The sequence below is a fragment of the Streptomyces sp. CB01580 genome (assembly GCF_001905795.1).
In the GTDB taxonomy this organism is placed as follows: Bacteria; Actinomycetota; Actinomycetes; order Streptomycetales; family Streptomycetaceae; genus Streptomyces.
Window position 1 is genome coordinate 479,827 of the sequence record NZ_LIXJ01000001.1, and the last position, 23,995, is coordinate 503,821.

Here is a 23,995-nt window from a genome sequence, read left to right on the forward strand (position 1 = left end):
GGAAGGTCCCTGCATAGGGTCCTGGCAAGGGCTCAGAAACCCGTCCGACCGACGACTTGGAGCATTCGTGCACCGCAGACTCATCGTCCCCGGCGCCCTCGCGGCCTCCCTGTTGCTGGCGATCCCGGCCTCGGCCGCCGGGGGAACCGTGGGCGCCCCGGGCATCGGCGACCCCTACTACCCGGCCAGCGGCAACGGCGGCTACGACGTGTCCCACTACGACCTGCGGCTGAAGTACCAGCCCGCCACCGACCTGTTGGAGGGCACGGCGACGATCCTCGCCACGACCACGCAGGCGCTGTCCCGCTTCAACCTGGACTTCGCGCTGGACGTGTCCGAGGTGCGGGTGAACGGCAAGAAGGCCGCATTCGCCAGGAGCGGCGAACAGGAGCTGGAGATCACCCCGGCGTCACCGCTGGCGAAGGACAGGGCCGTCTCGGTGGTCGTGCGGTACGCCGGGAAGCCGTCCGAAGCGAAGGTCAACGGCTGGACGTCCTGGGTCCGTACGCCGGACGGCGCGGTGGCCGCGCAGGAGCCGGAGTCGGCCGTCTGGTGGTACCCCAGCAACGACCACCCGCTGGACAAGGCGACGTACGACATCTCGGTCTCGGTGCCGGACGGCACCCAGGCGATCAGCAACGGCACGCTCCAGTCGCAGAGTTCGAAGCTCGGCTGGACCCGCTTCAACTGGCGCTCCACCAAGCCGCAGGCCACCTACCTGACGACGCTGGCGATCGGGAAGTTCGACATCACCACGGACACCACGGCGGACGGGCTGCCGGTCGTCAACGCGTACAGCAAGGACCTCGGCGCCAACGCCGGTGCGGCGCGCGCCAGCATCGAGCGGACCGCCGAGGTCGCCGAGTGGCTGACGGAGTTGTTCGGTCCGTACCCGTTCGACGCGCTCGGCGGCTACTCCCCCAACGTGACGAGCGGATTCGCGCTGGAGACGCAGACCAGGCCGTTCTACAGCCCGAAGCAGTTCGCGAACGGTTCCAACGTCTCGGTGGTCGTCCACGAACTGGCGCACCAGTGGTACGGCGACAGCGTGTCCGTCAAGGGCTGGAAGGATATCTGGATCAACGAGGGCTTCGCCCGGTACAGCCAGTGGCTGTGGTCGGAGAAGGAGGGCGAGGGCACCGCGCGGGAACTGGCCGACCACACCTACGCCCTGCACCCCGCGGACGACCCCTTCTGGACCGTGAAGCCGGGCGACCCGGGCCCCGACGACCAGTTCCACGGAGCCGTCTACGACCGCGGGGCGCTGGCCCTCCAGGCGCTGCGCGACAAGCTGGGCGACGAGACGTTCTTCGAACTGCTCAAGGGCTGGCCCGCCGAGCACGCGTACGGGAACGCGTCCGTGGGCGACTTCGTGGCCTATGCCGAGCGGGTCTCGGGCACGCCCCTCGCCGGCTTCTTCGACACCTGGCTCTACCAGCCGTCGCGGCCCGGGGCCCCGTCCGGGACGCGCCTGGCGCAGGCTCCCACGAAGGCCGAGCGGCCCGCGTCGTGGAAGAAGATCGCCGCGACGAACACGGTCCACGACCACCGCTGACGGTCCGTCCGGCCACCCGAACCGTGCTCCGGGTTCCGTCGCCCTCTTCCTCCCGGTGGGCGACGGAACCCGCGCACGGAACGGACCGGACCGGCCCGTGATCAGACCGGCCGATGCGGCGCGCCGGCCCGCTGTCCGAGATGCGCCCGGTCACCGCGCGCGGTCGCCCGGTGCGCCGCCCGCGCCCGGCGCGCGTACGGCAGATAGCGCAGCCTCTCGGGGAGTACGGGCACGACGCGCCGCACCACCGCGCCCAGCCGCCGCAGCCTCCGCTCCTGGACGTCCGTCCACTCCAGCCCGATCGCCTCCCGCGCCTCCGGCGGCATCAGGCCGATGGTGACGAAGCGGCGGAACCTGGCCAGTGGCGGGAACAGCACCGGCCACAGCGCCCGGAGCGCCGGCCGCAGCGGCAACGGCCCCCGGTCCGGCGGCGGTACGGGCCGGTCGGTCGCGAGCAGGTCGTCGACGACGACGGTCCGCTCGATCTCCTCGTCGAGCGTCTTGCGGAAGTACGGCCAGAACTCCTCGATCGTCTGTGGCATGTCCCGGTCGTGGATGCCCAGGACCCTGCCCACCTGGAGCCACTCCCGGTACAGGGCCCGTTCCTGCTCCTCGGTGAACGGACGCAGCAGGTAGCGCGCGGCATGCCGGTAGACGGGGAAGCCGGTGGCGTGCACCCACGCGTAGGTGGCGGGCGACAGCGCGTGGTAGCGGCGGCCCCGGCTGTCGATTCCCTGGATGGTCCGGTGCAGCCGGCGGAGCCTGCGCCCCTCCTCGGCGGCCTCCTCTCCCCCGTACACCCAGAGCTGGAGCGAGCGCAGGGACCTCTCACCGCGCCCCCACGGGTCCGTGCGGAAGACGGAGTACTCGTCGACGCCCGCGCCGACCGCCGTATGGGCGACCTGGAGAGTGAGGGCGGCGGGCAGCATCAGCAGGGCACGGACGTCCCCGGAGATGCTCCAGAGCACGCCCCCGGGCGGCGGAGGAACGGGGTCGTGCGGCGCGGGGGCGGGGTCGGCGCCGCGTGCCGGCGAAGTGCTCATACGGTGCTCCCGGCGTTCGGCCGGACGTACGGCTGGGGCGCCCGGTCCCGGTACGAACCAGTATGCGGTCCCACGCCCGGGGGTGGACCGCTCCCGGGCGCACACGCTACGGGCACGGGCCGTCGACGCGTACGGCGCGCCGGAACCGCCCCGCGTCCGCGACGGCGACGACGGTGCGCACGGCTCGGGGATCCACGCCGACCAGGTCGACGTGGACGCGTCGGCCTTTCCCGACCGCTCGGCGGTCGGCCCCGAGGCGGCGGTGGTCCTGCGCGCGGAGTGCGCGGTGGATCCCGAGCGGTACGCGCTGACGCCTCCGCCGACCGCGGTGTTCCCCGCGGGCCCGGACCGCGCGCCCGACGACGTGGCCGCCGACGGGGACGACTGGCCGATCGTCCTCGGTCCGCGCCTCGAGCGCCGAACCGGCCGGGGCCCGGTGGCTCAGTCGTGGTCGTACACCGTGACCGCTGTGCCCCGGCTCAGCAGGCGGTTCTCCAGCAGCGGTTCGATCCTGGACCATGTGCCGCCCGCCAGCCCGCAGCCGATCCGGGGCATGTGGACCGACGCCCCCAGTTCGACCGCCCGGTCGGCCACCGCCCCCAGCGCCGTGTCGATCGCCTCGTAGCGCACCGGAACTCCCTTGCTGCCCCTGCGCATCCCCCGCTGACCCACCATGTTCGCCACCCATATGTACGGGCTCACCTGGACGAACTGCGCGGCGCCGAGCGCGAAGTCGTTGCCCGCCCGCTCCCGGTGCCAGCGGCGGTAGGCCGCCTCCGGTTCGGGCCAGCGACGCGAGAGCGCCAGGACGAAGCCCTTGCCCCAGCCGCCGAGGTCGTTGCAGACGTGCGCGATCAGTTTGACGCCGCTGCCCTGCGGCGCGGTGGCGTCGCCCCGGATGTACGTGATCTCCGACATGGGGGCACCATACGGGCCGGCACCGACATCGCACGCGGGCGGCGGGAGCGCCACAGAGCCGCGCACCACCCGCCACACGGCCGCCGGGCACTTTCACAAGGATGGTGAGACAGCAATACTGTTGAACCGTTGCGAGCGAGTTCGGCCGTTCACCGCCGGGCCGGAGTGCGAGGAGCAGACAGGGTGACCGGGACCGAGGATCCGACGACGCTCACCGTCGACGAGCTGGCGGCCCGCGCCGGTGTCACCGTGCGCACCGTACGTTTCTACAGCACCCGGGGGCTGTTGCCGCCCCCGGTGATCGGGCCGCGCCGGGTCGGGCACTACGGGGCCGAGCATCTGTCCCGGCTCGCGCTCATCGAGGAGCTCCAGCACCAGGGCATGACGCTGGCCGCGATCGAGCGCTACCTGGAACAGCTGCCGCCCGACCTCAGTGCCCAGGACCTGGCGATCCACCGGGCTCTGGTGGCGTCCTGGGCGCCGGACTCGGCGGAGGACGCGACGCGCGCGGAGCTGGAGCGCCGGGCGGGCCGGGCGCTGGGCGAGCAGGACATCGCGCGGCTGGCGGCGATGGGGGTGCTGGAGCGCGCGGAGCCGGTCGACGGCGGCTACCGGGTGGACCCGGGGCTGCTGAGGCTCGGGGTCGAACTGCTCGGGGTGCCGATCGCGCACGAGACGATCCTGGCCGCGCGGACGGTGCTGCTGGAGCACTCCCGGTCCGCCGCGCAGGAGCTGACCCGGCTGTTCCGGGACGAGGTGTGGGACCCGTACCGGGAGCGGGAGTCGGATCCGGAGCACGTGGCGGCGATGAAGTCGCTGTCCGCCCATATGCAGCCGATGGTGATCCAGGCACTGGTGACCGCGTTCCAGCGGTCGTTGAAGGAGGAGCTGCGGGCCGCGTTCACCGCCGAGTGACGGTGAACGCGGCCCGCGGGCCGTCCGGTTGGCCCGTCAGTCGTGGAAGGTCTCGCCCTTCTGCGCCTTCTCCACCAGCAGCGCGGGCGGCAGGAAGCGGTCGCCGTAGCGCTCGGCGAGTTCCCGGGCGCGGGCCACGAAGCCGGGCAGGCCGCCCTCGTACCCGTTGATGTACTGGAGCACGCCACCGGTCCACGGCGGGAAGCCGATGCCCATGATGGAGCCGATGTTGGCGTCGGCGACGGAGGTGAGGACGTTCTCCTCCAGGCAGCGGACGCTGTCCAGCGCCTCGGAGAACAGCATCCGCTCCTGCATGTCGACGAAGGGGACGTCGGTGCCGGGACGGGCGTCGGACCCGCCCGCGGCCGGGTCCGCACGGCGGCCGAAGTGCTCCCGCAGCCCGGGCCACAGGCGGATGCGCCCGCCGTTCTCGTCGTACTCGTAGAAGCCCGCGCCGCCGCTGCGCCCGGGGCGGCCGAACTCGTCGACCATACGGTCGATCACGGTGTCCGCCGGGTGCGCGTCCCAGGTGCCACCGGCCTCCTCGACGGCCCGCCTCGTCTCGTCACGGATCCTGCGGGGCAGGGTGAGGGTCAGCTCGTCCATCAGGGACAGGACCTTCGCCGGGTAGCCGGACTGCGCGGCGGCCTGCTCGATCGACGCCGGTTCGACGCCCTCGCCGACCATGGCGACGCCCTCGTTGATGAACTGTCCGATGACGCGCGAGGTGAAGAAGCCGCGGGAGTCGTTGACGACGATCGGGGTCTTCCTGATCTGCCGGACCAGGTCGAAGGCGCGGGCCAGGGCCTCGTCGCCGGTCTTCTCGCCCCTGATGATCTCGACCAGCGGCATCTTGTCCACGGGCGAGAAGAAGTGCAGCCCGACGAAGTCGGCGGGGCGCTCGACGCCGTCGGCGAGGACGGTGATGGGCAGGGTCGAGGTGTTGGAGCAGAGCAGGGCGTCCGGTGCGACGACGTCCTGGATCTCCTGGAACACCCGGTGCTTGAGCGCGGTGTCCTCGAAGACGGCCTCGATGACGGCGTCGCAGCCCGCCAGGTCGGCCGGGTCGGCGGTCGGGGTGATGCGGGCCAGCAGCTCGTCGCGCTTCGCCTCGGTGGTGCGGCCCCGGGAGAGCGCCTTGTCGAGGAGCTTCTCGCTGTACGCCTTGCCCTTGGCGGCGGCCTCGGCGGAGACGTCCTTGAGGACGACGTCGATGCCCGCGCGGGCGCAGGAGTAGGCGATGCCGGCGCCCATCATCCCGGCGCCGAGGACGGCGACCCTGCGGACCTTTCGACCCTCGACGTCCTTGGGGCGGCTGGCGCCGGAGTTGACGGCCTGGAGGTCGAAGAAGAACGCCTGGATCATGTTCTTGGCGACCTGGCCGGTGACCAGTTCGGTGAAGTAGCGGGCCTCGATGGTCAGCGCGGTCTCGAAGTCGACCTGCGCGCCCTCGACCGCGGCGGCCAGGATGTTGCGGGGCGCGGGCATCGGGGCGCCCGCGAGTTGCTTCTTCAGGTTGGCCGGGAAGGCGGGGAGGTTCGCGGCGAACTTCGGGTGCGACGGGGTGCCGCCGGGGATCCTGTACCCCTTGACGTCCCAGGGCTGCTGGGACTCGGGATGGGCGTCGATGAAGGCGCGGGCCTTGTCGAGCATCTCCTCGCGGGTGGTGGCGACCTCGTGGACGAGACCGTTCTCCAGGGCGCGCCGCGGGGTGTACTGGGTGCCCTGGAGGAGGACCTTCAGCAGCGCGTCGGTGATGCCCATGAGGCGCACGGTGCGGGTGACGCCGCCGCCCGCGGGCAGCAGACCGAGGGTGACCTCGGGCAGGCCGATCCGGGAGCCGGGGGCGTCGAGGGCGACGCGGTGGTGGGCGGCGAGCGCGATCTCGTAGCCGCCGCCGAGCGCCGCGCCGTTGATGGCGGCGACGACGGGCTTGCCGAGGGTCTCGATGCGGCGCAGCGCGTTCTTGATGGCGGTGCCGGTGTCGAACGCCCGCTGGGCGTCCTCGGGGCGGACCTTGATCATGTCCTTGAGGTCGCCGCCCGCGAAGAAGGTCTTCTTCGCGGAGGTGTAGATGATGCCGCGGATGGAGTCCTTCTCGGCCTCGGCGCGGTCCGCGACGGCGGCGATGGAGTCCTTGAACGCCTGGTTCATCGTGTTGGCCGACTGGTCGGGGTCGTCCAGCACCAGGGTGACGACGCCGGTCTCGTCCTGTTCCCAGCGGATGGTCGTGCTCTCGGTCATTGCGGTTCTTCTCCGTAAGAGAGGGGGCGGCAGTGGGCGGCGCGGGCGAAGGAGCGGGGTCGGGGTGCGTGGATCGCGAGGCGGAGGACCGGTCCATGGTGAATGGGGCCTCCCCTGCTCGAGCGAAGCCGAGAGCTCGGGGAACATGCTGAGGGACGACAAGGCCGTGAGACGCGTGCCCCGCCCCCGCGACGCCACGCCGCCCACTGCCGGCCCCTCACCGGTGGCCGGGGGACGGTCAGAGACGTTCGACGACGGTGGCGATGCCCATGCCGCCGCCGACGCACAGGGTGGCGAGCCCGTACCGCTGGTCGCGGCGCTCCAGTTCGTCGATGAGGGTGCCGAGGATCATCGCGCCGGTGGCGCCGAGCGGGTGGCCCATCGCGATGGCCCCGCCGTTGACGTTGATCCGGTCGAGGGAGAGGTCCATGTCTCGGGCGAAGCGCAGGACGACACCGGCGAACGCCTCGTTGATCTCGACGAGGTCGATGTCGTCGATGGTGAGTCCGGCCTTGGCGAGGGCCTTGCGGGTGGCGGGCGCGGGACCGGTCAGCATGATGGTGGGTTCGGAGCCGGAGACGGCGGCGGAGACGATCCGGGCGCGTGGCGTGAGCCCGTACCGTTCGCCGACCTCCTTGTTGCCGATCGCGACGAGCGCGGCGCCGTCGACGATGCCGGAGGAGTTGCCCGCGTGGTGGACGTGGTCGATCTTCTCGACCCAGTGGTACTTCTGCAGCGCGACCGCGTCGAATCCTCCCGCCTCGCCGATCGTGGCGAAGGACGGCTTGAGACCGGCGAGCGTGTCGGCGGTGGTGCCGGGCCGCATGTGCTCGTCGTGGTCGAGGACGACGAGACCGTTGCGGTCCTTGACGGGGACGACGGAGCGCGCGAACCGGCCCTCCTTCCACGCCTCGGCGGCGCGTTCCTGGGAGAGCGCGGCGAACTCGTCGACGTCGCGCCGGGAGAAGCCCTCGATGGTGGCGATGAGGTCGGCTCCGATGCCCTGCGGGGCGAAGCCGGTCTGGAAGCTGGTCATCGGGTCCATGGCCCAGGCACCGCCGTCGGAGCCCATCGGGACGCGGGACATCGACTCGACACCGCCCGCGAGGACGAGGTCCTCCCAGCCGGAGCGGACCTTGGCGGCGGCCAGGTTGACGGCTTCCAGGCCCGAGGCGCAGAACCGGTTCTCCTGGACGCCCGCGACGGTGTCCGGGAGTCCGGCGGCGATGGCGGCGATACGGGCGATGTCGGAGCCCTGGTCGCCGAGCGGGCTGACCACGCCGAGGACGATGTCGTCGACGGCCGCCGGGTCCAGGCCGGGGAAGCGGGCGCGGATCTCGTGGATGAGGCCGACGACGAGGTCGATCGGCTTGGTGCCGTGCAGGGCTCCATCGGCCTTGCCGCGGCCGCGCGGGGTGCGGATCGCGTCGTAGACGTACGCTTCGGTGCTCAAGTCAGCAGCCTTTCGAGGGTGGTCGGTCGACGGGGACCGAGGGGCGGCCGGGAGGCCGTCGGGAGGTCGAACGGGGCGGGTCAGGCGAGCAGCGACCGGCCGATGATCTCCTTCATGATCTCGGTGGTGCCGCCGTAGATGGTCTGGATGCGGCCGTCGGTGAACGCCCTGGCGACCGGATACTCGGCCATGTAGCCGTATCCGCCGTGGAGTTGGAGGCAGCGGTCGGCGACGCGCTTCTGGAGTTCGGTGGCCCACCACTTGGCCATCGAGGCGTGCACGGCGTCGAGCCCGCCGTCGGAGTGGTCGACGACGCACCGGTCGACGAAGGTGCGGGTGACGGCGCATTCGGTGGCCATCTCGGCGATCTCGAACCGGATGTGCTGGAGCTTGGAGAGCGGCCGGCCGAACGCCTCGCGCTCCTTGACGTACCGGGTCGTGATCTCCAGCAGATGTTCGGCGGCGGCGATCCCGGCGACCGCTATGCCCAGCCGTTCCTGGGCCAGGTTGGTCATCAGGTGGATGAACGCGCCGTCGCGTTCACCGAGCAGGTTCTCCTTGGGAACGCGGACGTCGTTGAAGAAGAGTTCGGCGGTGTCCTGGGACTTCTGCCCGATCTTGTCGAGGTTGCGCCCCCGTTCGAAGCCCTCGGCGCCGCGCTCGACGACGATCAGCGAGAGGCCCTTCGCACCGCCTTCGGGGGTGGTCTTGGCGACGACGACCACGAGGTCGGCGAGGATGCCGTTGGAGATGAACGTCTTCGATCCGTTGAGCAGCCAGTGGTCGCCCTTGTCCTCGGCGGTGGTGCGGATGCCCTGGAGGTCGGAACCCGCCCCGGGTTCGGTCATGGCGATCGCCGTGACGGTCTCGCCGCTGCAGAAGCCGGGCAGCCAGCGCCGCTTCTGTTCGTCGGTGGCGAGGCCGGTGAGGTAGGGGCCGACGATGTCGTTGTGCAGTCCGAGGGCGAGGCCGGGGGCGTCGGCCCGGGTGAACTCCTCGGCAAGGACGGCGCTGTAGCGGTAGTCGGTGGTGCCGCCGCCTCCGTACTCCTCGGGCACGGCGAGGCCGAGCAGCCCCTGCCGTCCGGCCGCCCGCCACACCTCGCGGGAGACGATGCCGTCCTTCTCCCACTGCTCGTAGTGCGGGAGCACCTCCTTGTCGAGGAAGGTGCGGACGGTCTCGCGGAACGCGTCGTGCTCTTCGGTGAAGATCTGCCGCTGCACTGCGGGCCTCCTGGGGCCGGTGGTGGTCGTCGTGGTTCGGCCGGGCCGTCCGGCTCCGCCGGGGTCGCGGTGTCGTCGGTCCCGTCAGGCCGGGGGCGCGCCCCCGCCCCCGCCGAGCCCGGGGACGTCCCAGTCGGCGGCGACGGCCTCGGTGTCCGCGCCGGGCCGCGCGGGCCCGCGGCGTACGGCGACGGGGGTGGCGGAGAAGCGGGGCGCGGGGGCCGGCTGGGTGAGGCCCTCGTGCTCGACGAAGGTGGAGCGGGCCGCCAGGTGCGGGTGGTGCGGGGCCTCGCGGAGCGAGAGGACGGGTGCGACGCAGGCGTCGGTGCCCGCGAACACCTCGGTCCATTCCGCGCGGGTGCGGGCCCGGAACCGATCGGCGACGAGGGCGTGCAGTTCGTCCCAGCGCGTGACGTCCGACCGGTCCGGGGCCTCCCCGTCGATGCCGAGCAGCGTGCTGAACTCGTCGTAGAACCGCTGCTCCAGGGGGCCGACCGCCATGTACTCGCCATCAGCGGTCTCGTACGCGCCGTAGAAGGGGCAGCCGCCGTCCAGGAGGTTGGAGCCGCGCCGGTCCTGCCAGCCGCCCGCCGCCAGCATGCCGTGGATCATCGTGGCGAGGTGGGCGGCGCCGTCCACGATCGCCGCGTCCACGACCTGACCCCGGCCGTCGGGGGTGCGGGCGTGCTGGAGCGCGGCGAGGACGCCGACGACGAGATAGAGCGAGCCGCCCGCGTAGTCGCCGACCAGGTTGGCCGGGACGGCGGGCGGCTCGCCGGGCCTGCCGATCAGGGAGAGGGTGCCGGTGAGAGCGATGTAGGCGATGTCGTGCCCGGCCCGTTCGGCGAGCGGACCCTCCTGCCCCCAGCCCGTCATCCGTCCGTAGACGAGTCTCGGATTGCGGGCGAGCGCGGCGTCCGGGCCGACCCCGAGGCGTTCGGCGACGCCCGGCCGGTACCCCTCGATCAGGATGTCGGCGCGCGCGGCCAGGTCGAGCACTGTCCCTGGCCCGTCCGGGGCCTTGAGATCGACGATGACGGACCGCTTGTTGCGGTTGGTCAGGTCGTACGCGGGGTCGATGCCGAGCCCCGGGCCGCCGGGCCGGTCCACGCGGACGACGTCGGCCCCCAGATCGGCCAGGAGCATCGCGGCGAACGGCCCGGGCCCGATGCCCGCGAGCTCCAGGACGCGCACGCCCGTCAATGGGCCGTGTGATCCGTACCCGGTCGTCGCCATCGGGCCCCCAGCGGTATGACACAACTGATGTAACAGCGATGATGCTAAGAACGCACCGCTCCGCGCACAAGCCCTCCGGCCGAGCAAGCGCTTGGTCCTCCCCGGGATCCTCCCCCATGGACACCGCCCGGCCGCACATCGCCACGACCACCGCCACCCCGACGGCATGCCGGTGTCCGGCAACCCCTCGGCGGGCTGCCGGACACCGTTCACTCCCCATGGGCCCCGGCCTCCGTCCCGGCGGGACCGGGCTTCCTCCTGGGCCGTGCCCTCGAAGTGCCGTCGTTCGGCCGCGGGCCGGGCCGTGCGGCGTCCGGCGCTTCCCCGAGTTCTCGGTTCTGCTCGAACAGGGGAGACCTCATTGATCGCGAGGCAGAGGATCGCCTCGCGATGCACCGCACCGGACGCCGCGGGCCCCACCCTTCGGGCGGACGACGCTACTTTCGCAACGCGCCCTGGCGGGACCAGGCGCAGTGCACATGGCGGCCGTGCCCGGGGTCGCCCGGGCCGAGGACCTCCTGTGCGCCGAGCTTCCTGCACGTGGCCATGAACTGCTTGTGCGGGGCGCCGCTGCCGACGTGGCGGCCGTTGATGTGCGTGATGTCGAAGGCGATCCCGGCGTAGTGCCGGGAGTTGCCGCTGTGGTCGCCGCCGACGATCTCGGAGACCGACAGCCGGTAGCCGTACTGGGTGCGCAGCTTCAGCAGCCCGCCCAGCATCCGGGGGTCGAGGGCGACCCGCCGGTTGGGCTTGTCGCCCCACGGGCTGGTGAGCGCGCCCTTGCCGTCGGCGGTGTCGACGATGTTCTGCCGCGCCGTCGAGCCGGCGTGCCTGCCGCCCGGGTGGACGGTGGCCAGCGTGATCTGCTTCTGGGCCAGGATCTGCTTGGCGAGGCCCGCCCGGTCACCGGCCGGTGCTCCGCCGTTCAGCAGGGACGCCCAGGTCCGGGGGCCGACGACGCCGTCGGCCGTGAGACCGGCCGCCTTCTGGAACGCCTTCACCTTCGCCGTCGTCGTCGCACTGAAGGTGCCGTCGACGGCCACCGCCTGACCGCGCGCCTTCAGCAGGGTCTGGGCCGCCTTCACGGCCGCGCCCTTCGCACCGCCGCGCAGGGTGGTGACGAGCCTGGTCCAGGTGGCGGGCCCGACGACGCCGTCCGCGGTGAGCCGCTGCGCCTTCTGGAAGGCCTTCACCTTGGCCGTGGTGGCAGGTCCGAAGCCCCCGTCGGCGGCCACGGCCTGGCCCCGGAAGGTGAGCAGGTGCTGGAGGGCGGTCACGCCCGCGCCCTTGCTCCCGGCCTTCAGGGTCGGCCAGTCGGCCGCGGCCGGTTGCGCGGCCGTTGCTGCGGCGCCGCCCGGGGCCGGAGCCGGGCGGTCGCCCGCGGTGGCGAGGGAGGCGGCCGGTCCGGTGAGGACGGCCAGGGTCGCGATGCCGACGACGAGTCGGACGGCGGTGCGACGGGTGCGGGTGGACGATGCGTTCATGCGTCACTCCTTGGATGACGAGGCGGCCCGAAACGGGCCGCAGACGGGTGTCGTGCGGGTGGACGAGCCTGTTGTGCCGCACGGCGGACAGTGGCGCGAGGACTGCGGTCGACAGAGGTGACGCTCCGTCAAATACTGGACATGCGAGGATGATTGGCGGTCCACGAGCCGCTCGCGCCGGGATCAGCGGCCTTCCGTCCGTGGCGCGCCGCCCTTCGCCAGCGCCGCCAGTTGGGACCGGCCGCCGCGGAAGACGTCACGGTCCACCGGCCCCTCGATCCCGGGAACGGTTCCCGTCCGCGTGTGCTGCCAGAAGGACCACGAACGCCCGGCACCCGGCACCTGCCGCGGTTCGTCGGAGCCGCTGCCGTAACGGGCGAGCCACAGCGGATGACCGGCGAACACCTCCCCCTTGCCGCCCATGCACTCCTTCACGAAGGACGCCCGGGTGTAGACGATCGGGGTGACGCCGAATGCCTTCCGCACCTCCCGGAGGAAGATCCGCACCTGTTGGGTACGGAGGTGCTGCGGGCACACCTCCGTGCCGCCCCCCGCGGGCAGCTTCTCGACGTCCAGCACCGGCGGCAGTTCGCCCGCCCGGTCCCCCCGGTAGCCGGCCGCCCGGACGGTCGCGACGAAGTGCCTCGCCTGGGCCGCCCCGTCGGCCGTGCTCCTCGGGTGGAAGAAGTGGTACGGGGCACGGAACAACGAGGTCCCGGAGGCCGAGGCGTAGTCGCGGGCGAACCACGAGTCCTTGCCCGACACCCCTTGAGTGGCCTTGAGGAAGGCGAAGTCGTTCGCGGCTGCCACCTGACGCCAGTCGATCTCCGTCGGCCCGCCCCGCCCCTTCCACTCGTGGTTGTGGTGACTGGTGTCCACCCCGTCGACCGGATAGGCGGACGGTGGTGCGGCACCAACGGCCGGGGTGATCACCCCCAGCGCGACGAGAGCCGCTCCCACCAGGGTTCCGGTCAGCGCGAGGCGCACTCGAACGGGTGATGACTGAGGCATATTCAGACCTTCATGTTCGTCGGATGAGAAGACCTCGGACACCCCCGTCGACCACGAACGCACAGGTGGGAGCGGCCCTTCGAGGGGCCGATGACGGGGTGGGGTCGCGGCGCCCGTCGGGCCGGCCGCTCCTCAACTGTGCAGCAGTGCCCCGGCGTTTCACTACGATCTGCGTCCCGCGAATCGATGCGCCTATGCAGAGCCACCATGCACGCCGCTGAACTGCGGTTATGCACACAGAGAGTCGGGAAGTGCCGATGACGGACAGCACCGTGACGAACGACGCCGAACATCCGGGGCGGGATCTCGCGGAGTTACTGAGGAGTTGGTGGGAGTCCTCCGCGCGCGACGGCCGCGAGAAGCCCACCCAGCAGTCGCTCGCCAAGCGGTTGGGAATCGATCAGACCACCCTGTCGCGGTATCTGAATCCCGCACACGCCTCCAACGCCCCGTGCCGGATCGTCGAGCAGTTGCACACGGCGCTTGGGGCACCCTCCGACGAACTGGTCCGGGCCCGCGCCCTGGCCGAAGCGGCGGCCGGGTCCGCGTCGCCGAGGAGACGTCCGAGGGACGGGAGCCGGCCCGCCCCGGCGACCACCGACGCGGGCGGGAACACACCGGCGGCGAGGAACGACGCGGAGCCCGCGTCCGACGGCCCGGGCACCCCACCGGCCCCCGGGCGCGGTACGGGGACCGGCCGGTGGGGCCGCTCCCGCGTCGCGTGGACGGTCGCGGCGGCCTCGGCATTCCTGCTGCTGCTGGTCGTCGGCTGGGCCGCGTGGTGGCCGGGGCCGACGGCGGGGAGCGGCGACGCCAAGGCGGTCGCGGAGGTGTCCGACCAGCCGTCGAAGGGCACGGACTGGCCGCTGGCGCGCAAGGGGAACGTGCTGTGGAAGGCCCGTACGGTGCAGTTGCTGCTCCGCGCGCACGGCTACGACGTGAAGGTCGACGCCGACTACGGACCGGCCACCGCGGAGGCGGTCAAGGGGTTCCAGACGGCCCACGCCCTGACGGCGGACGGCAAGGTCGGGAAGGACACCTGGCCGCTGCTGATCACCACGGTCGATTCCCGCACGCGGGAGCCCGAGGCCGTCATGGCGGTGCAGTACCTGCTCCACCGGGCAGGGGTGGCGACCGACAGCACCGGCACGTACACCCCGTCGACGATGCGGTCGCTCAAGGAGTTCCAGGCATCGCGGAATCTGTCCGTGACGGGCGTCGGCGACGAGGCCACCTGGCGCGCCCTGCTCAACGCCCAGGGCCCGGATCTGCACAAGTAGCCGCGCCGGAACGGGTGGACGTCGCGCGACTCACAGCGCCCAGGTCACCAGCGTGCAGATCATCGAGACGGCCCAGACCACCCCCGCGACGATCCCGAGGGTCATTCCCACCGCGACCCGGCGCTGGGCGAGGTACACGGTTCCTGGTCGCGTAGACGTTCGATGTTCGGTCATGCGTACCAGTCTGCCCGTCATGATCGCCGGGCGACATCCGTACGCGTACTCAACCGGCGTCCACGTGCGATCGGTGCACCACCCCGGCCGCATGACGGTGCCTCAGGAAGTTGCCTCCCGCAGCGCCCGACGGCACAGGGAGTCGGCACGGCGCGTCGTCTCCGGCTGGCGGAAGTCACGGGCGAGGAGCAGGGTGTGGGCGCAGGCGTTGTCCAGGCCGGTGCGGTGTCCGACCGAGACGAAGACCGGTTTGACACCGTCCTGGGTGCGCAGCGCCCGGCCCACCTCCTCCTCGCCGTCGAGGAGCGGCGACCAGTCGCCCCGGCGGGGCCCGGGCTGCTCGTACGTGAAGGTGAACGGGTTCTTGGCGACACCGATCACGGGGAGTCCGGTGAGCACACCGAGGTGGCTGGCGAGGCCGAAGCGGCGCGGGTGGGCCAGGCCGTACCCGTCGCAGATCACGAGCCCGGGATCGACGGTCAGCGATTCCAGTGCGGCGAGCACGGTCGGGATCTCGCGGAAGGCCAGGAGCCCGGGGACGTAGGGGAAGGCGACCCGGCCGACGGCGGTGGTCTCGGCGACCACGTCGAGCGTCGCGCCGTCGAGCACCACCGCCGCCGCCACGACGACATCGCGCTCGTCGTCGTAGGCGACGTCGACTCCGGTGACGTGGCCCGTCCCGGGCCGGGGTCCGGGTTCGTCGAGCACCACCCGGGCACGCAGTGCGTCCTGGACGGCTCGGGCCTCGGTCTCGTCGACGGGTGTCGGGATCATTGTCATGGTGCTGTCGAGTGTACGAGCCGCCCCGGCGCACGGCCGGGGCCCGTCGGCGACCGTCCCGTAGCCTGACGATCATGTTCATACTCGAATTGACCTACACCGCCCCGCTGGAGCACGTGGACGCGCTGCTGGCGGACCACGTCGCCTGGCTGGAGCGGCAGTACGCGGCCGGGGTGTTCATCGCCTCGGGACGCAAGAACCCGCGCGACGGCGGCGTGATCCTGGCGGTCGGGGACGACGTCGCCCGGATCGAGGAGATCGCGGCGGAGGACCCGTTCGTGGCGGGGGACGTGTGCGCGTACCGGATCACCGAGTTCATCGCGACGAAGACCTCGGAGGAACTCGCCCCGTACCGGCAGGAGCTGCCGTAGCGCAGGACCGTCCGCCGCCCGCCGGCCGGATGCCGGACGCCCGCGCGGAGGGTGGCGGGCGGCGGTGCGAGGACGGGGCCTACGTCCCCGAGCGCGCCACGCGGCCCTGCTCGCCCGCGGCCCAACAGCCGCCGTCCGGTGTGCAGTCGACGGTGTCGTACGAGCCCGTGTCGACCGTGCGCCAGGTCCGTCCGCCGTCCCGGGTGAGATCTGTTCCGGTCGGCCCGACCGCCAGGGCGCGCGATCTGCTGTGCGGCAGCCAGGCGACGCCCGAGCGGTATTCCGCCGGCGGCAGGACGGCCCGCCGCCAGCTGCGCCCCCCGTCGCCGGTCGCGGCCGCGGCGTCGGGCGACGGCTGTCCCGCGCGGTAGTCGCCGCCGACCGCGATGCCGTGGTGGCGATCCCGGAACGCCAGCCCGAACACGCCGCGCGCCGGATCGCCCGCCGGGATCGTCGCCCCGGTCGCGGTCCAGGTCCGGCCCCGGTCGGCGGAGTGCAGCACGCGCGCGGTGGCGGCGCCCCCGGTCGCCAGCCAGACGTCCTCGGGGCCGGACGCGGCCAGGCACTGGCCACTGGCGGCGAACGCCGCCTCGCCCTCCTGGGCCCGCGGCATGCCCTCGGTGGGCAGCACCCGCCAGTTCCGGCCGCCGTCCTCGGTCGACAGGATGCGGTACTTCCCGTCGACGGGATCGCTCATCGCCAGTCCGTGCCGGCTGTCGAAGAAGGTGAGGCAGTCGTAGAAGGCGCGGGCGTCGGTGTTGCGGAACGACTCCGTCCAGGTCGCTCCCCCGTCGTCCGTGCGCAGCACCCTGGACGCCTCTCCCTCCCCGATGGACAGGGCCACCGCACGCCGGGCGTCGAATGCCTCGATGTCGCGGAACTCCAGGTCCTCCCCCGCCGCGCCGGGCGGTGACACGTCGCGCCAGTGGCGCCCGCCGTCGGTGGTCCGCAGCACCGTCCCCCGGGATCCGGCGACCCAGGCGGTACGCCGGCTCACGGCGGCGAGGCCGCGGAAGCGGGCATCGGTTCCGGTGGCGGTGAGCGTCCAGACGGGCCGTACACCGGGCCGGTGACGCTCCCCGGGCGACGCCTCGGGATCCGGCGTGGCCGCGGTTCCCCGCACGACCCCGGCGTTCCGTGCGGCCGCCTCCGGTGCGGCGGCTGCCTCCGGTGCGGCCAGAGCGGCGGCCAGCGCCGCCGCGCACAGTCCCCATGACATCAGTCGTCTCGTCGTTCCCTCGGCTCCCATGGCGCCGGAAGCTAACCCACGGGCCGCGCCCCGTCCAGGGTGCCGGGCCGCGAATCGGGTACCCGACCGGTGCCTGGGCATCCAGTGACACAACTCACCCCGCCGTTCTGTGCACGCGGTCGTGTGATCCGCCGTCTCTGTCTGTGCCGGGAACCGTTCATCTGGCCGAGAAAGGGAGCAAGGTCTTGTCCACCGTCATCGAACAGTCCGTGCAGGCCCGCATGGTCGCTTCCGCTCCGCGGATGGAGACCCTTCCGGCCACTCTGCGGTACGACCGGAGAGATCCGTTCGCCGTAAGCATGGCGTTCCCGGCGAAGGCGACCCTGGAGGGCGCCGACGTCTCCTGGGAGTTCTCCCGGGAGTTGCTCGCCGCGGGCATGGACGGGGCCGCCGGGCTCGGGGACGTGCGCATCAGACCGTACGGATACGATCGCACGGTGCTGGAGTTCCACGCCGTCGAGGGGATCGCGATGGTCCACGTCCGCACCGCGGAGCTGCGACTGTTCCTCGAACGCGCGCAGGAGCTGGTGCCGGCCGGCGACGAGCACCGGTTCCTGGACCTCGACCGGGACCTGACCGATCTGTTCGACGGAACCTGACCGGTTCGGCCCTCGCCGTCCGGGCGCCTCGTTCCACCGTGTCGCCCGGCCGTCCCGTCGCGCATGGTCCCACCGGCCCTCCGGAGTCCGGACCGGATCCGGACGGCGGGAGCGGGGGCGGTCGACGTGCCGTCAGCGATGGAGTAACGCCCACGCCTTGCAGCCGCCGGAAGAGGTCAGCGCGGGAGCGAGCCCCCAGTCACCTCCGTGCGAGTCGACCGCCGCCGCCAGCAACCACATGCTCTCGCTGCGGCGCTCGCGGCACTTCTCGGACTTCTCGACCGAGCCGTGGGGCGGATGCTGGTCGTAGAGGATCACGCGCAGCGCGTCGAACTGCCAGTGGACCCGCAGCAGCATCTCCCGGTCCGGGGTGAACCGGTAGGCGGAGGCGACCAGCTCGGAGGCGGCGAGCACGGCCGTCTCACGGAGTTCCGCGAGGCCGTGCCGTTCGAGGAGCTCACCCACGGCTCCGCGTGCGACGCCGGCGCAGAACGCGCCACCCGGCAATGCGAACGAGTAACTGAGGTTGTCCACCATCGGCGGTCGAGGGCCGACCGGTACGGGAGCCGGGAGGCAACGCAATGCGCCCTTCATCAAGATGCTCACATTTCCGGTAATTGTGCTGACGATCACAACCGGGGTCAGTTGCCCCGTGTGAGACTTGCGCTACCGACGGTAGCGCACGCTGGAGCACAGTGCTACCACTTGCCCGGTTCCAGTCGTTTCGTTCAACCGTTCCCCCGGAAAGGAACTTCCACCGTGCCTCCCAGAAGCACCCCGACCGCGCGGCAGCAACGCCTAGGGGCCGAACTGCGCAAACTGCGCGAGCAGTCGGGAATGTCGGTGCAGCAGGCCGCCGCCCTGCTGGGCGTCGACCGCACGCGCATCCCGAACATCGAATCGGGCCGCTTCGGCATCAGCCCCGAACGGGTCCGCACCCTGGCGTTCAACTACGGCTGCCCCGACACCTCTCTGGTCGACCTGCTCGCCGAGATGGCCCAGGAACGGGCCAGGGGCTGGTGGGAGGAGCATCGCGGGCTGCTGCTCCCGGGGCTGCTCGACATCGCCGAGCTCGAACACCACGCGGCCGAGCTGACCACCTCGACCACCACCCACATCCCCGGCCTGCTGCAGACCGAGGAGCACGCACGGGCACTCTTCGCCCTGGCCGACCCCCCACTGCCCGGACCGGATCTGAACGCCCGGCTCGCCCTGCGGCTGCGCCGTCAGGATGTGCTGAACCGGGACCGGCCCCCGTCGTACGAGTCGGTGATCCACGAGGCGGCCCTGCGCATGCAGTTCGGCGGCCCGAAGGTGGCCCGCGCACAACTGGACCACATCCTCGACCAGTCGGAGCGCGACCTGATCACGGTCCGGGTCATCCCGTTCACCGCCGGCGGACTGCCCGGCGCGGGACAGTCGTTCACTTACGCGGGCGCCCGGGTGCCCCAGCTCGATACTGTGCAGCTCGATTCCTCGCACGGCTCGACGCTGTTGGACTCCGACATGCAACTACGCCGATATCGCGGCCTGTTGGGGCGCCTGCGAGCACTCGCGCTCCCGGTCGGGGAATCACGCGACCTCATCCGAACCATAGCCCGGGACCTCTGACCCGGCACCGTCGAGAGGACAGACCATGACCGAGATCCACTGGGACGACCCCTTCTGCAGCGAGGGCGCCAACTGCTTCCGCTTCGGGCTCGACGACCGGGGCCGCGCGTACATCGGCTCCACGACGGACACCGACGCCCATGTCACCGACTCCGTGGAGGCACTGCGGGCGCTGATCGCAGCGGTCAAGTCGGGGGCGGCGGACCACCTGCTCTGACCCTCCGGCCCGTCCGCCCCGCCCGCACCGCGGCACCACGCGGCACCCCCCGCGGCGCGCACGATCGCTCCGAGTACGCCGACAGCTCTGAGCGACCCTCCCGCGGGGCCGGCCGGGCCTCCGGGAGGGCGAAGGCGCCAATCGCACCGGAAACCAGACAGAAGATGTCCGGTATCACGGTTAGCTTCGGCCGCATGGATCACCCCGCCCGCCGGAACACGGACCGGCACATCGTCGTCACCGGAGCACGCGCGAACAATCTGCGCGATGTCTCCCTCGCCATTCCCAAGGAGCGCATCACCGTCTTCACCGGAGTCTCCGGGTCGGGCAAGTCGTCGCTCGTCTTCGGCACGATCGCCGTGGAGTCCCAACGCCAGCTCAACGCCACCTTCGGTTCGTTCATCCGCAACCGGTTGCCGAAGTACGAGCGGCCCCGGGTGGACTCGATCGACGACCTGTCCGTGGCGATCGTGGTGGACCAGAGGCCGATCGGCGGCAACGTCCGCTCGACCGTCGGCACGGCGAGCGACATCTGGTCGGTGATCCGGGTGCTGTTCTCCCGGCACGGGACACCGAGCGCGGGCCCGGCGACCGCGTACTCCTTCAACGAACCGGACGGCATGTGCCCGGAGTGCGACGGCGTCGGACGCACGGTGCGTCTCGACATCGACCGGGCGATCGATCCCGGCAAGTCGCTCAACGAGGGCGCGTTGTTGCTGCCCGGACTTTCGGTGGGAGGCTGGGAGTGGCAGCTGTACGCGAGGTCGGGAGCCTTCGACAACGACAAACCGCTCCGCGACTTCACCGAGGAGGAGATGCGGCTCCTGCTGCACGGCGGAGGGTTCACCGTGCGGGTGAAGGTGAAGTCCTCCGAGGCCGAGGTGCGGTTCGAGGGCATCGTCGAACGCTTCACCCGGCTCCACCTGAACCGGGACACCGAGGGGCTCTCGGAGCGGCGGCGCGCGGCCGCCGCGCGCTTCACCACGGAGTCGGTCTGTGCCTCCTGCGGCGGCGCCCGGCTGAGTGCGGCGGCGCTCGCCACCCGGATCGACGGCCTCTCCATCGCCGACTACGGCCGGATGGAGGTCGCCGATCTGGTGAAGGTACTGGCCGCGATCGACGATCCGGTGGCCGGCCCGGTGGCCTCGGCCGCCCGCGAACGGCTGGAGCGCCTGGTGGACATCGGTCTCGGTTACCTCAGCCTGGACCGCGAGACCTCCACGCTGTCCGGCGGCGAGGGGCAGCGGCTCAAGCTGGTCCGGCACCTGGGCAGTTCGCTGACCGGACTGACCTTCGTCCTCGACGAGCCGAGCGTGGGCCTGCACCCGCGCGACGTCGGCCGACTGTGCGACCTCCTCGTCCGGCTGCGCGACCGGGGCAACACCGTCCTCGTCGTCGAGCACGACCCGGACGTGCTGGCCGTCGCGGACCACGTCGTGGACATGGGCCCGCGGGCCGGCGCCGACGGCGGACGCGTCGTCTTCGAGGGTCCGGTGGAAAGGCTGCGCCGAGCGGACACACTCACCGGACGCTGCCTGCGCCGCCGGGCACGGATCAAGGACACGTTCCGGTCCCCCACCGGATGGATGCCGGTGACCGGGGCCAGGCTACACAACCTCAAGGGCGTGGACGTGGCATTCCCGCGAGGTGTACTGACGGTGGTGACGGGAGTGGCCGGATCCGGCAAGTCGACACTGGTCTCGCAGGTGTTCACGCGGGCGTACCCGGACGCGGTCGTCGTCGACCAGGGCGCGATCACCGCGTCGTCGCGTTCGACCCCGGTGTCGTACCTCGGCGCACTGGACCCCATCCGCAGGATCTTCGCCCGGGAGAACGGCGTCGATCCGGGCCTGTTCAGCTTCAACTCGTCGGGAGCGTGCGGGAATTGCTCGGGCAGGGGGGTGATCACCACCGATCTCGCTTTCATGGACCCGGTGACCACCACCTGCGCGGTGTGCGAGGGCCGGCGCTTCGACTACGAGGTGCTGCGGTACCGGGTCGGCGGCGCGTCCATCGTCGACGTGCTGGAGATGACGGCCGCACCGGCCGCCCGCCTCTTCGACGACCCGGTCCTGACGCGCAGACTGGGCGCGCTCGACGACGTCGGTCTGGCGTACCTGCCCCTGGGCCGTTCGCTCAGCACGCTCTCCGGCGGCGAGCGCCAGCGCATCAAACTCGCCACCCGACTGCACCGGACCGGCGTCGTGTACGTGCTCGACGAGCCGACCACCGGACTGCACATGGCGGACACCGGCACTCTCGTCGACCTGCTGGACCGGCTGGTGGACGCGGGCAACAGCGTGATCTGCGTGGAACACGACCTGGACGTGCTCAAGCGCGCGGATTGGGTGATCGACCTCGGGCCCGACGGCGGACGGAGCGGGGGCGAGATCCTCTTCCGGGGAACGCCCGCGGGACTGCTCGACCACCCCACCTCGTTCACCGCCGCCCATCTGCGCCGGGACCTGGGCCTGGATCCGGGCCGCGGTGCGGGGCCGCTCCCGGGCCCCGCACCGGCCGACGCGACGGGGACGCCCGCCTCCTGACCAGCGGTCGGAAGGGGGTTCGAGGAGGGGCTTCGCGGGGGCGGGTTTGGCGACAGCCTTACCGCCGCTTTAACCTACGGTCTCGTAACCTACGTATCCGTAGGTAAACCTCCCGTCCCCAGGAGTCCCCCGTGACGATCACCGCTCCCCACCTCGGCAGTTCCAAGGCGTGGACCGACGCCCGGCTGCTGTACGCCCTGGAAGAGGTGGTCGAGAAGGAGCTCAACCGCCACCTCAAGGTCGCCAAGGACTGGATGCCGCACGAGTACGTGCCGTTCTCCGACGGGCGGAACTTCCCGGGTGTCTTCGAGGACGGCGAGGAGTGGCGGGCCGACCAGTCCAAGGTGACCGACATCGGCAGGACCGCCCTCGTCGTCAATCTGCTGACGGAGGACAACCTCCCGAGCTACCACCACGAGATCGCCACCCTCTTCGGCCGTGACGGCGCCTGGGGCACCTGGGTGCACCGCTGGACCGCCGAGGAGGGCCGGCACGGGATCGTGATGCGCGACTACCTGCTCACCTCGCGGGCCGTGGACCCGGACGAGCTGGAGCGGTTCCGGATGGCGCACATGTCGGAGGGCTTCGAGTCCGACAACCGCCATTCGATGCTGCGCTCCGTGGCGTACGTCGCCTTCCAGGAGCTGGCCACCCGCGTCTCGCACCGCAACACGGGCCATCAGTCGGGCGATCCGGTCTGCGACCGGATGCTGGCGCGCATCGCGACCGACGAGAACCTCCACATGGTCTTCTACCGCAACCTGCTCGCCGCCGCGTTCGAGATCGCCCCGGACCAGACGATGCGGGCCGTGCGCGACGTCGTCGTCGACTTCCGGATGCCGGGCCACGGGATCCCGGGCTTCGAACGGGCCGCCGCGCGGATGGCGATCGGCGAGATCTACAACCTGCGCATCCACCACGACGACGTGCTTCAGCCGGTACTGCGCTACCTGAAGGTGCTCCAGATCGACGGTCTGGGCCCCGAGGGCCTGCGGGCGCAGGAGGAACTGGGCCTGTACATGGGCGGCCTGAACGACGAGGCGGCGAAGTTCGACGAGAAGCTCGCCATCCGCAAGGCGCGGATGGCCGCGCGCGCCGGGGCCTGATCCCCGGCCGGCCCTTCCGCCCGTCCCGGCCTCCCCGGGAGACGGTGTGCCGCCCCGGTCGTCCCCCGGCGGCCGGGGCCGGTCCCCGGCACCGGGCTCACACCGTCGCGCGCAGATCGCGCGCGTAGTGCTGGATCGCGCTCCGGTACTGCCGCACGGACGGGTCCTCACTGGTGGCGGCCAGCAGCTCCAGCAGCAGGCGCGCGGACGCGTCGTGCGCGCCGGTGTTGAACAGGGCCATGGCGAGGAAGGTCCGCAGCGCCCCATCGTCGGGGAACTCCTCGACGCCGCCGCTCAGCACCTCCACGGCCCTGTCGTACCGGCCGAGCACCCGGTAGGTGCTGCCCAGCCCGAGCAGCGCGCCCCGGCGGTCCTCCTCGGACAACCCGGTGCCGCGCAGGGAGCGTTCGTAGAAGGGCACGGCCTCGGCCTCCAGACCGAGCACGTCGTGGACCCACGCCGTCTGATAGGCCACCTCCGCGTCGGCGGGGTGGGCGGTGCAGAGGGCCAGCAGCAGCCTGCGGGCCTCCTCGGGGCGGCCTTCGACGCGCAGCCGTACGGCCGTGGCGAGCAGGGTCTCCCGGTCGTGTTCGTTCCCGTTCATGCGCCCACCTTCGCAGGCGGCTCGGGAAAGCGGCCCACCGGCCCGGGCGCGCGCCCCGCCCCGCAGCCGGGGCAGAGCGTGCTCAGGCCCGCCTGCGTTCGCTTCTGCGCAGCCGTTCCCGCTCCTTCTCGGAGAGACCGCCCCACACGCCGAAACGCTCGTCGTTGGCCAGGGCGTACTCCAGGCACGCCACACGCCCCTCGCAGGCGTTGCAGAGCTGCTTGGCCTCTCGGGTGGAGCTGCCGGGGGCGGGAAAGAAGAACTCGGGTCCCGCCTGCGCGCACAACGCTGTCTCCTGCCAGGCGAGTGCGGGGTCGGAAGCGGTGTTGATCAGCATGGCACCCACAGTGCCCGGCCCCGATAAACAACCGATCAA

Annotated in this window: 23 protein-coding genes; 9 read left to right on the forward strand and 14 right to left on the reverse strand. The window is 71.8% G+C overall.

The features are described from left to right. The first annotated feature begins 67 nt into the window (after positions 1 to 67). Complete coding sequence (locus tag AMK22_RS01815) at positions 68 to 1,555, forward strand: M1 family metallopeptidase (protein WP_073781383.1); 1,488 nt, start codon at positions 68 to 70, stop codon at positions 1,553 to 1,555. Positions 1,556 to 1,656: 101 nt separating this feature from the next. Here the strand turns inward: AMK22_RS01815 and AMK22_RS01820 are convergent, their stop codons facing one another. Further along, positions 1,657 to 2,598: an oxygenase MpaB family protein gene (locus tag AMK22_RS01820; RefSeq protein ID WP_073781384.1), complete on the reverse strand. Its 942-nt coding sequence runs from the start codon at positions 2,596 to 2,598 to the stop codon at positions 1,657 to 1,659. Positions 2,599 to 3,039: 441 nt separating this feature from the next. After that, the gene (locus tag AMK22_RS01825) at positions 3,040 to 3,516 is read right to left on the reverse strand and encodes a macro domain-containing protein (protein WP_073781385.1); all 477 of its coding nucleotides are present in this window, start codon (positions 3,514 to 3,516) and stop codon (positions 3,040 to 3,042) included. Between the two features lie 183 nt (positions 3,517 to 3,699). On the opposite strand from AMK22_RS01825, the gene AMK22_RS01830 reads away from it, so the two are divergent. Then, positions 3,700 to 4,431, forward strand: a complete 732-nt coding sequence (locus AMK22_RS01830) for a MerR family transcriptional regulator (protein WP_073781386.1) — start codon at positions 3,700 to 3,702, stop codon at positions 4,429 to 4,431. 36 nt (positions 4,432 to 4,467) lie between these two features. Here the strand turns inward: AMK22_RS01830 and AMK22_RS01835 are convergent, their stop codons facing one another. The 6 genes from AMK22_RS01835 to AMK22_RS01860 all read right to left on the reverse strand — a co-directional run bounded on the left by AMK22_RS01835 (position 4,468) and on the right by AMK22_RS01860 (position 13,082). Continuing rightward, the gene (locus AMK22_RS01835) at positions 4,468 to 6,675 is read right to left on the reverse strand and encodes a 3-hydroxyacyl-CoA dehydrogenase NAD-binding domain-containing protein (RefSeq protein WP_073781387.1); all 2,208 of its coding nucleotides are present in this window, start codon (positions 6,673 to 6,675) and stop codon (positions 4,468 to 4,470) included. Between the two features lie 238 nt (positions 6,676 to 6,913). After that, entirely contained in the window at positions 6,914 to 8,128 is a 1,215-nt protein-coding gene (locus tag AMK22_RS01840; RefSeq protein WP_073781388.1) for an acetyl-CoA C-acetyltransferase, read from the reverse strand. A gap of 80 nt (positions 8,129 to 8,208) precedes the next feature. Further along, complete coding sequence (locus tag AMK22_RS01845; protein WP_073781389.1) at positions 8,209 to 9,351, reverse strand: acyl-CoA dehydrogenase family protein; 1,143 nt, start codon at positions 9,349 to 9,351, stop codon at positions 8,209 to 8,211. Between the two features lie 84 nt (positions 9,352 to 9,435). After that, positions 9,436 to 10,587 carry a CaiB/BaiF CoA transferase family protein gene (locus AMK22_RS01850; RefSeq protein ID WP_073781390.1) on the reverse strand — a complete coding sequence of 384 codons (1,152 nt, stop codon included), beginning with the start codon at positions 10,585 to 10,587 and terminating at the stop codon, positions 9,436 to 9,438. Between the two features lie 437 nt (positions 10,588 to 11,024). Further along, positions 11,025 to 12,071 (reverse strand): peptidoglycan-binding domain-containing protein, encoded by a 1,047-nt coding sequence (locus AMK22_RS01855; RefSeq protein WP_073781391.1) that lies wholly within the window; start codon positions 12,069 to 12,071, stop codon positions 11,025 to 11,027. Between the two features lie 183 nt (positions 12,072 to 12,254). Then, complete coding sequence (locus AMK22_RS01860) at positions 12,255 to 13,082, reverse strand: glycoside hydrolase family 25 protein (protein WP_199883094.1); 828 nt, start codon at positions 13,080 to 13,082, stop codon at positions 12,255 to 12,257. A 257-nt stretch (positions 13,083 to 13,339) separates the two neighbouring features. Here AMK22_RS01860 and AMK22_RS01865 point away from each other — a divergent pair, with 257 nt between their 5' ends. Then, positions 13,340 to 14,362 (forward strand): peptidoglycan-binding protein, encoded by a 1,023-nt coding sequence (locus AMK22_RS01865; RefSeq protein ID WP_073781392.1) that lies wholly within the window; start codon positions 13,340 to 13,342, stop codon positions 14,360 to 14,362. Positions 14,363 to 14,392: 30 nt separating this feature from the next. On the opposite strand, the gene mmpA is transcribed toward AMK22_RS01865, so the two are convergent. Together mmpA and AMK22_RS01870 are read right to left on the reverse strand one after the other, a co-directional pair. Next, a complete protein-coding gene (gene mmpA / locus AMK22_RS39905) occupies positions 14,393 to 14,536 on the reverse strand; it encodes a morphogenic membrane protein MmpA (protein WP_199883095.1) in 144 nt (47 codons plus the stop codon). Between the two features lie 102 nt (positions 14,537 to 14,638). Next, positions 14,639 to 15,316 (reverse strand): endonuclease V, encoded by a 678-nt coding sequence (locus AMK22_RS01870; protein WP_073781393.1) that lies wholly within the window; start codon positions 15,314 to 15,316, stop codon positions 14,639 to 14,641. Positions 15,317 to 15,390: 74 nt separating this feature from the next. Here AMK22_RS01870 and AMK22_RS01875 point away from each other — a divergent pair, with 74 nt between their 5' ends. Then, on the forward strand, positions 15,391 to 15,687 hold the full coding sequence (locus tag AMK22_RS01875) for a YciI family protein (protein WP_073781394.1): 297 nt from the start codon (positions 15,391 to 15,393) through the stop codon (positions 15,685 to 15,687). Between the two features lie 79 nt (positions 15,688 to 15,766). Here AMK22_RS01875 and AMK22_RS01880 read toward each other — a convergent pair whose 3' ends face one another. After that, the gene (locus tag AMK22_RS01880) at positions 15,767 to 16,906 is read right to left on the reverse strand and encodes a WD40/YVTN/BNR-like repeat-containing protein (RefSeq protein WP_424862476.1); all 1,140 of its coding nucleotides are present in this window, start codon (positions 16,904 to 16,906) and stop codon (positions 15,767 to 15,769) included. Between the two features lie 215 nt (positions 16,907 to 17,121). Between AMK22_RS01880 and AMK22_RS01885 the strand changes: the two genes are divergently transcribed. Further along, positions 17,122 to 17,535: an SsgA family sporulation/cell division regulator gene (locus AMK22_RS01885; RefSeq protein ID WP_073781396.1), complete on the forward strand. Its 414-nt coding sequence runs from the start codon at positions 17,122 to 17,124 to the stop codon at positions 17,533 to 17,535. Between the two features lie 132 nt (positions 17,536 to 17,667). On the opposite strand, the gene AMK22_RS01890 is transcribed toward AMK22_RS01885, so the two are convergent. Next, complete coding sequence (locus AMK22_RS01890; RefSeq protein ID WP_242433794.1) at positions 17,668 to 18,141, reverse strand: ATP-binding protein; 474 nt, start codon at positions 18,139 to 18,141, stop codon at positions 17,668 to 17,670. A 153-nt stretch (positions 18,142 to 18,294) separates the two neighbouring features. Between AMK22_RS01890 and AMK22_RS01895 the strand changes: the two genes are divergently transcribed. The 4 genes from AMK22_RS01895 to AMK22_RS01910 all read left to right on the forward strand — a co-directional run bounded on the left by AMK22_RS01895 (position 18,295) and on the right by AMK22_RS01910 (position 23,015). Further along, a complete protein-coding gene (locus tag AMK22_RS01895; protein ID WP_073781398.1) occupies positions 18,295 to 19,146 on the forward strand; it encodes a helix-turn-helix domain-containing protein in 852 nt (283 codons plus the stop codon). 25 nt (positions 19,147 to 19,171) lie between these two features. Next, the gene (locus tag AMK22_RS01900; RefSeq protein ID WP_073781399.1) at positions 19,172 to 19,363 is read left to right on the forward strand and encodes a hypothetical protein; all 192 of its coding nucleotides are present in this window, start codon (positions 19,172 to 19,174) and stop codon (positions 19,361 to 19,363) included. A gap of 194 nt (positions 19,364 to 19,557) precedes the next feature. After that, complete coding sequence (locus AMK22_RS01905; RefSeq protein WP_073781400.1) at positions 19,558 to 21,909, forward strand: ATP-binding cassette domain-containing protein; 2,352 nt, start codon at positions 19,558 to 19,560, stop codon at positions 21,907 to 21,909. Positions 21,910 to 22,040: 131 nt separating this feature from the next. Then, positions 22,041 to 23,015, forward strand: a complete 975-nt coding sequence (locus AMK22_RS01910; RefSeq protein WP_073781401.1) for an acyl-ACP desaturase — start codon at positions 22,041 to 22,043, stop codon at positions 23,013 to 23,015. Between the two features lie 97 nt (positions 23,016 to 23,112). On the opposite strand, the gene AMK22_RS01915 is transcribed toward AMK22_RS01910, so the two are convergent. Both AMK22_RS01915 and AMK22_RS01920 read right to left on the reverse strand, forming a co-directional pair. Further along, positions 23,113 to 23,619 carry a tetratricopeptide repeat protein gene (locus AMK22_RS01915; RefSeq protein ID WP_073781402.1) on the reverse strand — a complete coding sequence of 169 codons (507 nt, stop codon included), beginning with the start codon at positions 23,617 to 23,619 and terminating at the stop codon, positions 23,113 to 23,115. A gap of 82 nt (positions 23,620 to 23,701) precedes the next feature. After that, the gene (locus AMK22_RS01920; protein ID WP_073781403.1) at positions 23,702 to 23,956 is read right to left on the reverse strand and encodes a WhiB family transcriptional regulator; all 255 of its coding nucleotides are present in this window, start codon (positions 23,954 to 23,956) and stop codon (positions 23,702 to 23,704) included. Between the last annotated feature and the right edge of the window lie 39 nt (positions 23,957 to 23,995).

What these genes read in the sequence shown, in the direction of transcription:
- AMK22_RS01820 (WP_073781384.1), bottom strand. Translation starts at nt 2,598, where the DNA reads ATGAGCACTTCGCCGGCACGCGGCGCCGACCCCGCCCCCGCGCCGCAC.
- AMK22_RS01825 (WP_073781385.1), bottom strand. Translation starts at nt 3,516, where the DNA reads ATGTCGGAGATCACGTACATCCGGGGCGACGCCACCGCGCCGCAGGGC.
- AMK22_RS01835 (WP_073781387.1), bottom strand. Translation starts at nt 6,675, where the DNA reads ATGACCGAGAGCACGACCATCCGCTGGGAACAGGACGAGACCGGCGTC.
- AMK22_RS01850 (WP_073781390.1), bottom strand. Translation starts at nt 10,587, where the DNA reads ATGGCGACGACCGGGTACGGATCACACGGCCCATTGACGGGCGTGCGC.
- AMK22_RS01855 (WP_073781391.1), bottom strand. Translation starts at nt 12,071, where the DNA reads ATGAACGCATCGTCCACCCGCACCCGTCGCACCGCCGTCCGACTCGTC.
- AMK22_RS01860 (WP_199883094.1), bottom strand. Translation starts at nt 13,082, where the DNA reads ATGCCTCAGTCATCACCCGTTCGAGTGCGCCTCGCGCTGACCGGAACC.
- AMK22_RS01865 (WP_073781392.1), top strand. Translation starts at nt 13,340, where the DNA reads ATGACGGACAGCACCGTGACGAACGACGCCGAACATCCGGGGCGGGAT.
- mmpA (WP_199883095.1), bottom strand. Translation starts at nt 14,536, where the DNA reads ATGACCGAACATCGAACGTCTACGCGACCAGGAACCGTGTACCTCGCC.
- AMK22_RS01870 (WP_073781393.1), bottom strand. Translation starts at nt 15,316, where the DNA reads ATGACAATGATCCCGACACCCGTCGACGAGACCGAGGCCCGAGCCGTC.
- AMK22_RS01875 (WP_073781394.1), top strand. Translation starts at nt 15,391, where the DNA reads ATGTTCATACTCGAATTGACCTACACCGCCCCGCTGGAGCACGTGGAC.
- AMK22_RS01880 (WP_424862476.1), bottom strand. Translation starts at nt 16,906, where the DNA reads ATGTCATGGGGACTGTGCGCGGCGGCGCTGGCCGCCGCTCTGGCCGCA.
- AMK22_RS01900 (WP_073781399.1), top strand. Translation starts at nt 19,172, where the DNA reads ATGACCGAGATCCACTGGGACGACCCCTTCTGCAGCGAGGGCGCCAAC.
- AMK22_RS01905 (WP_073781400.1), top strand. Translation starts at nt 19,558, where the DNA reads ATGGATCACCCCGCCCGCCGGAACACGGACCGGCACATCGTCGTCACC.
- AMK22_RS01915 (WP_073781402.1), bottom strand. Translation starts at nt 23,619, where the DNA reads ATGAACGGGAACGAACACGACCGGGAGACCCTGCTCGCCACGGCCGTA.
- AMK22_RS01920 (WP_073781403.1), bottom strand. Translation starts at nt 23,956, where the DNA reads ATGCTGATCAACACCGCTTCCGACCCCGCACTCGCCTGGCAGGAGACA.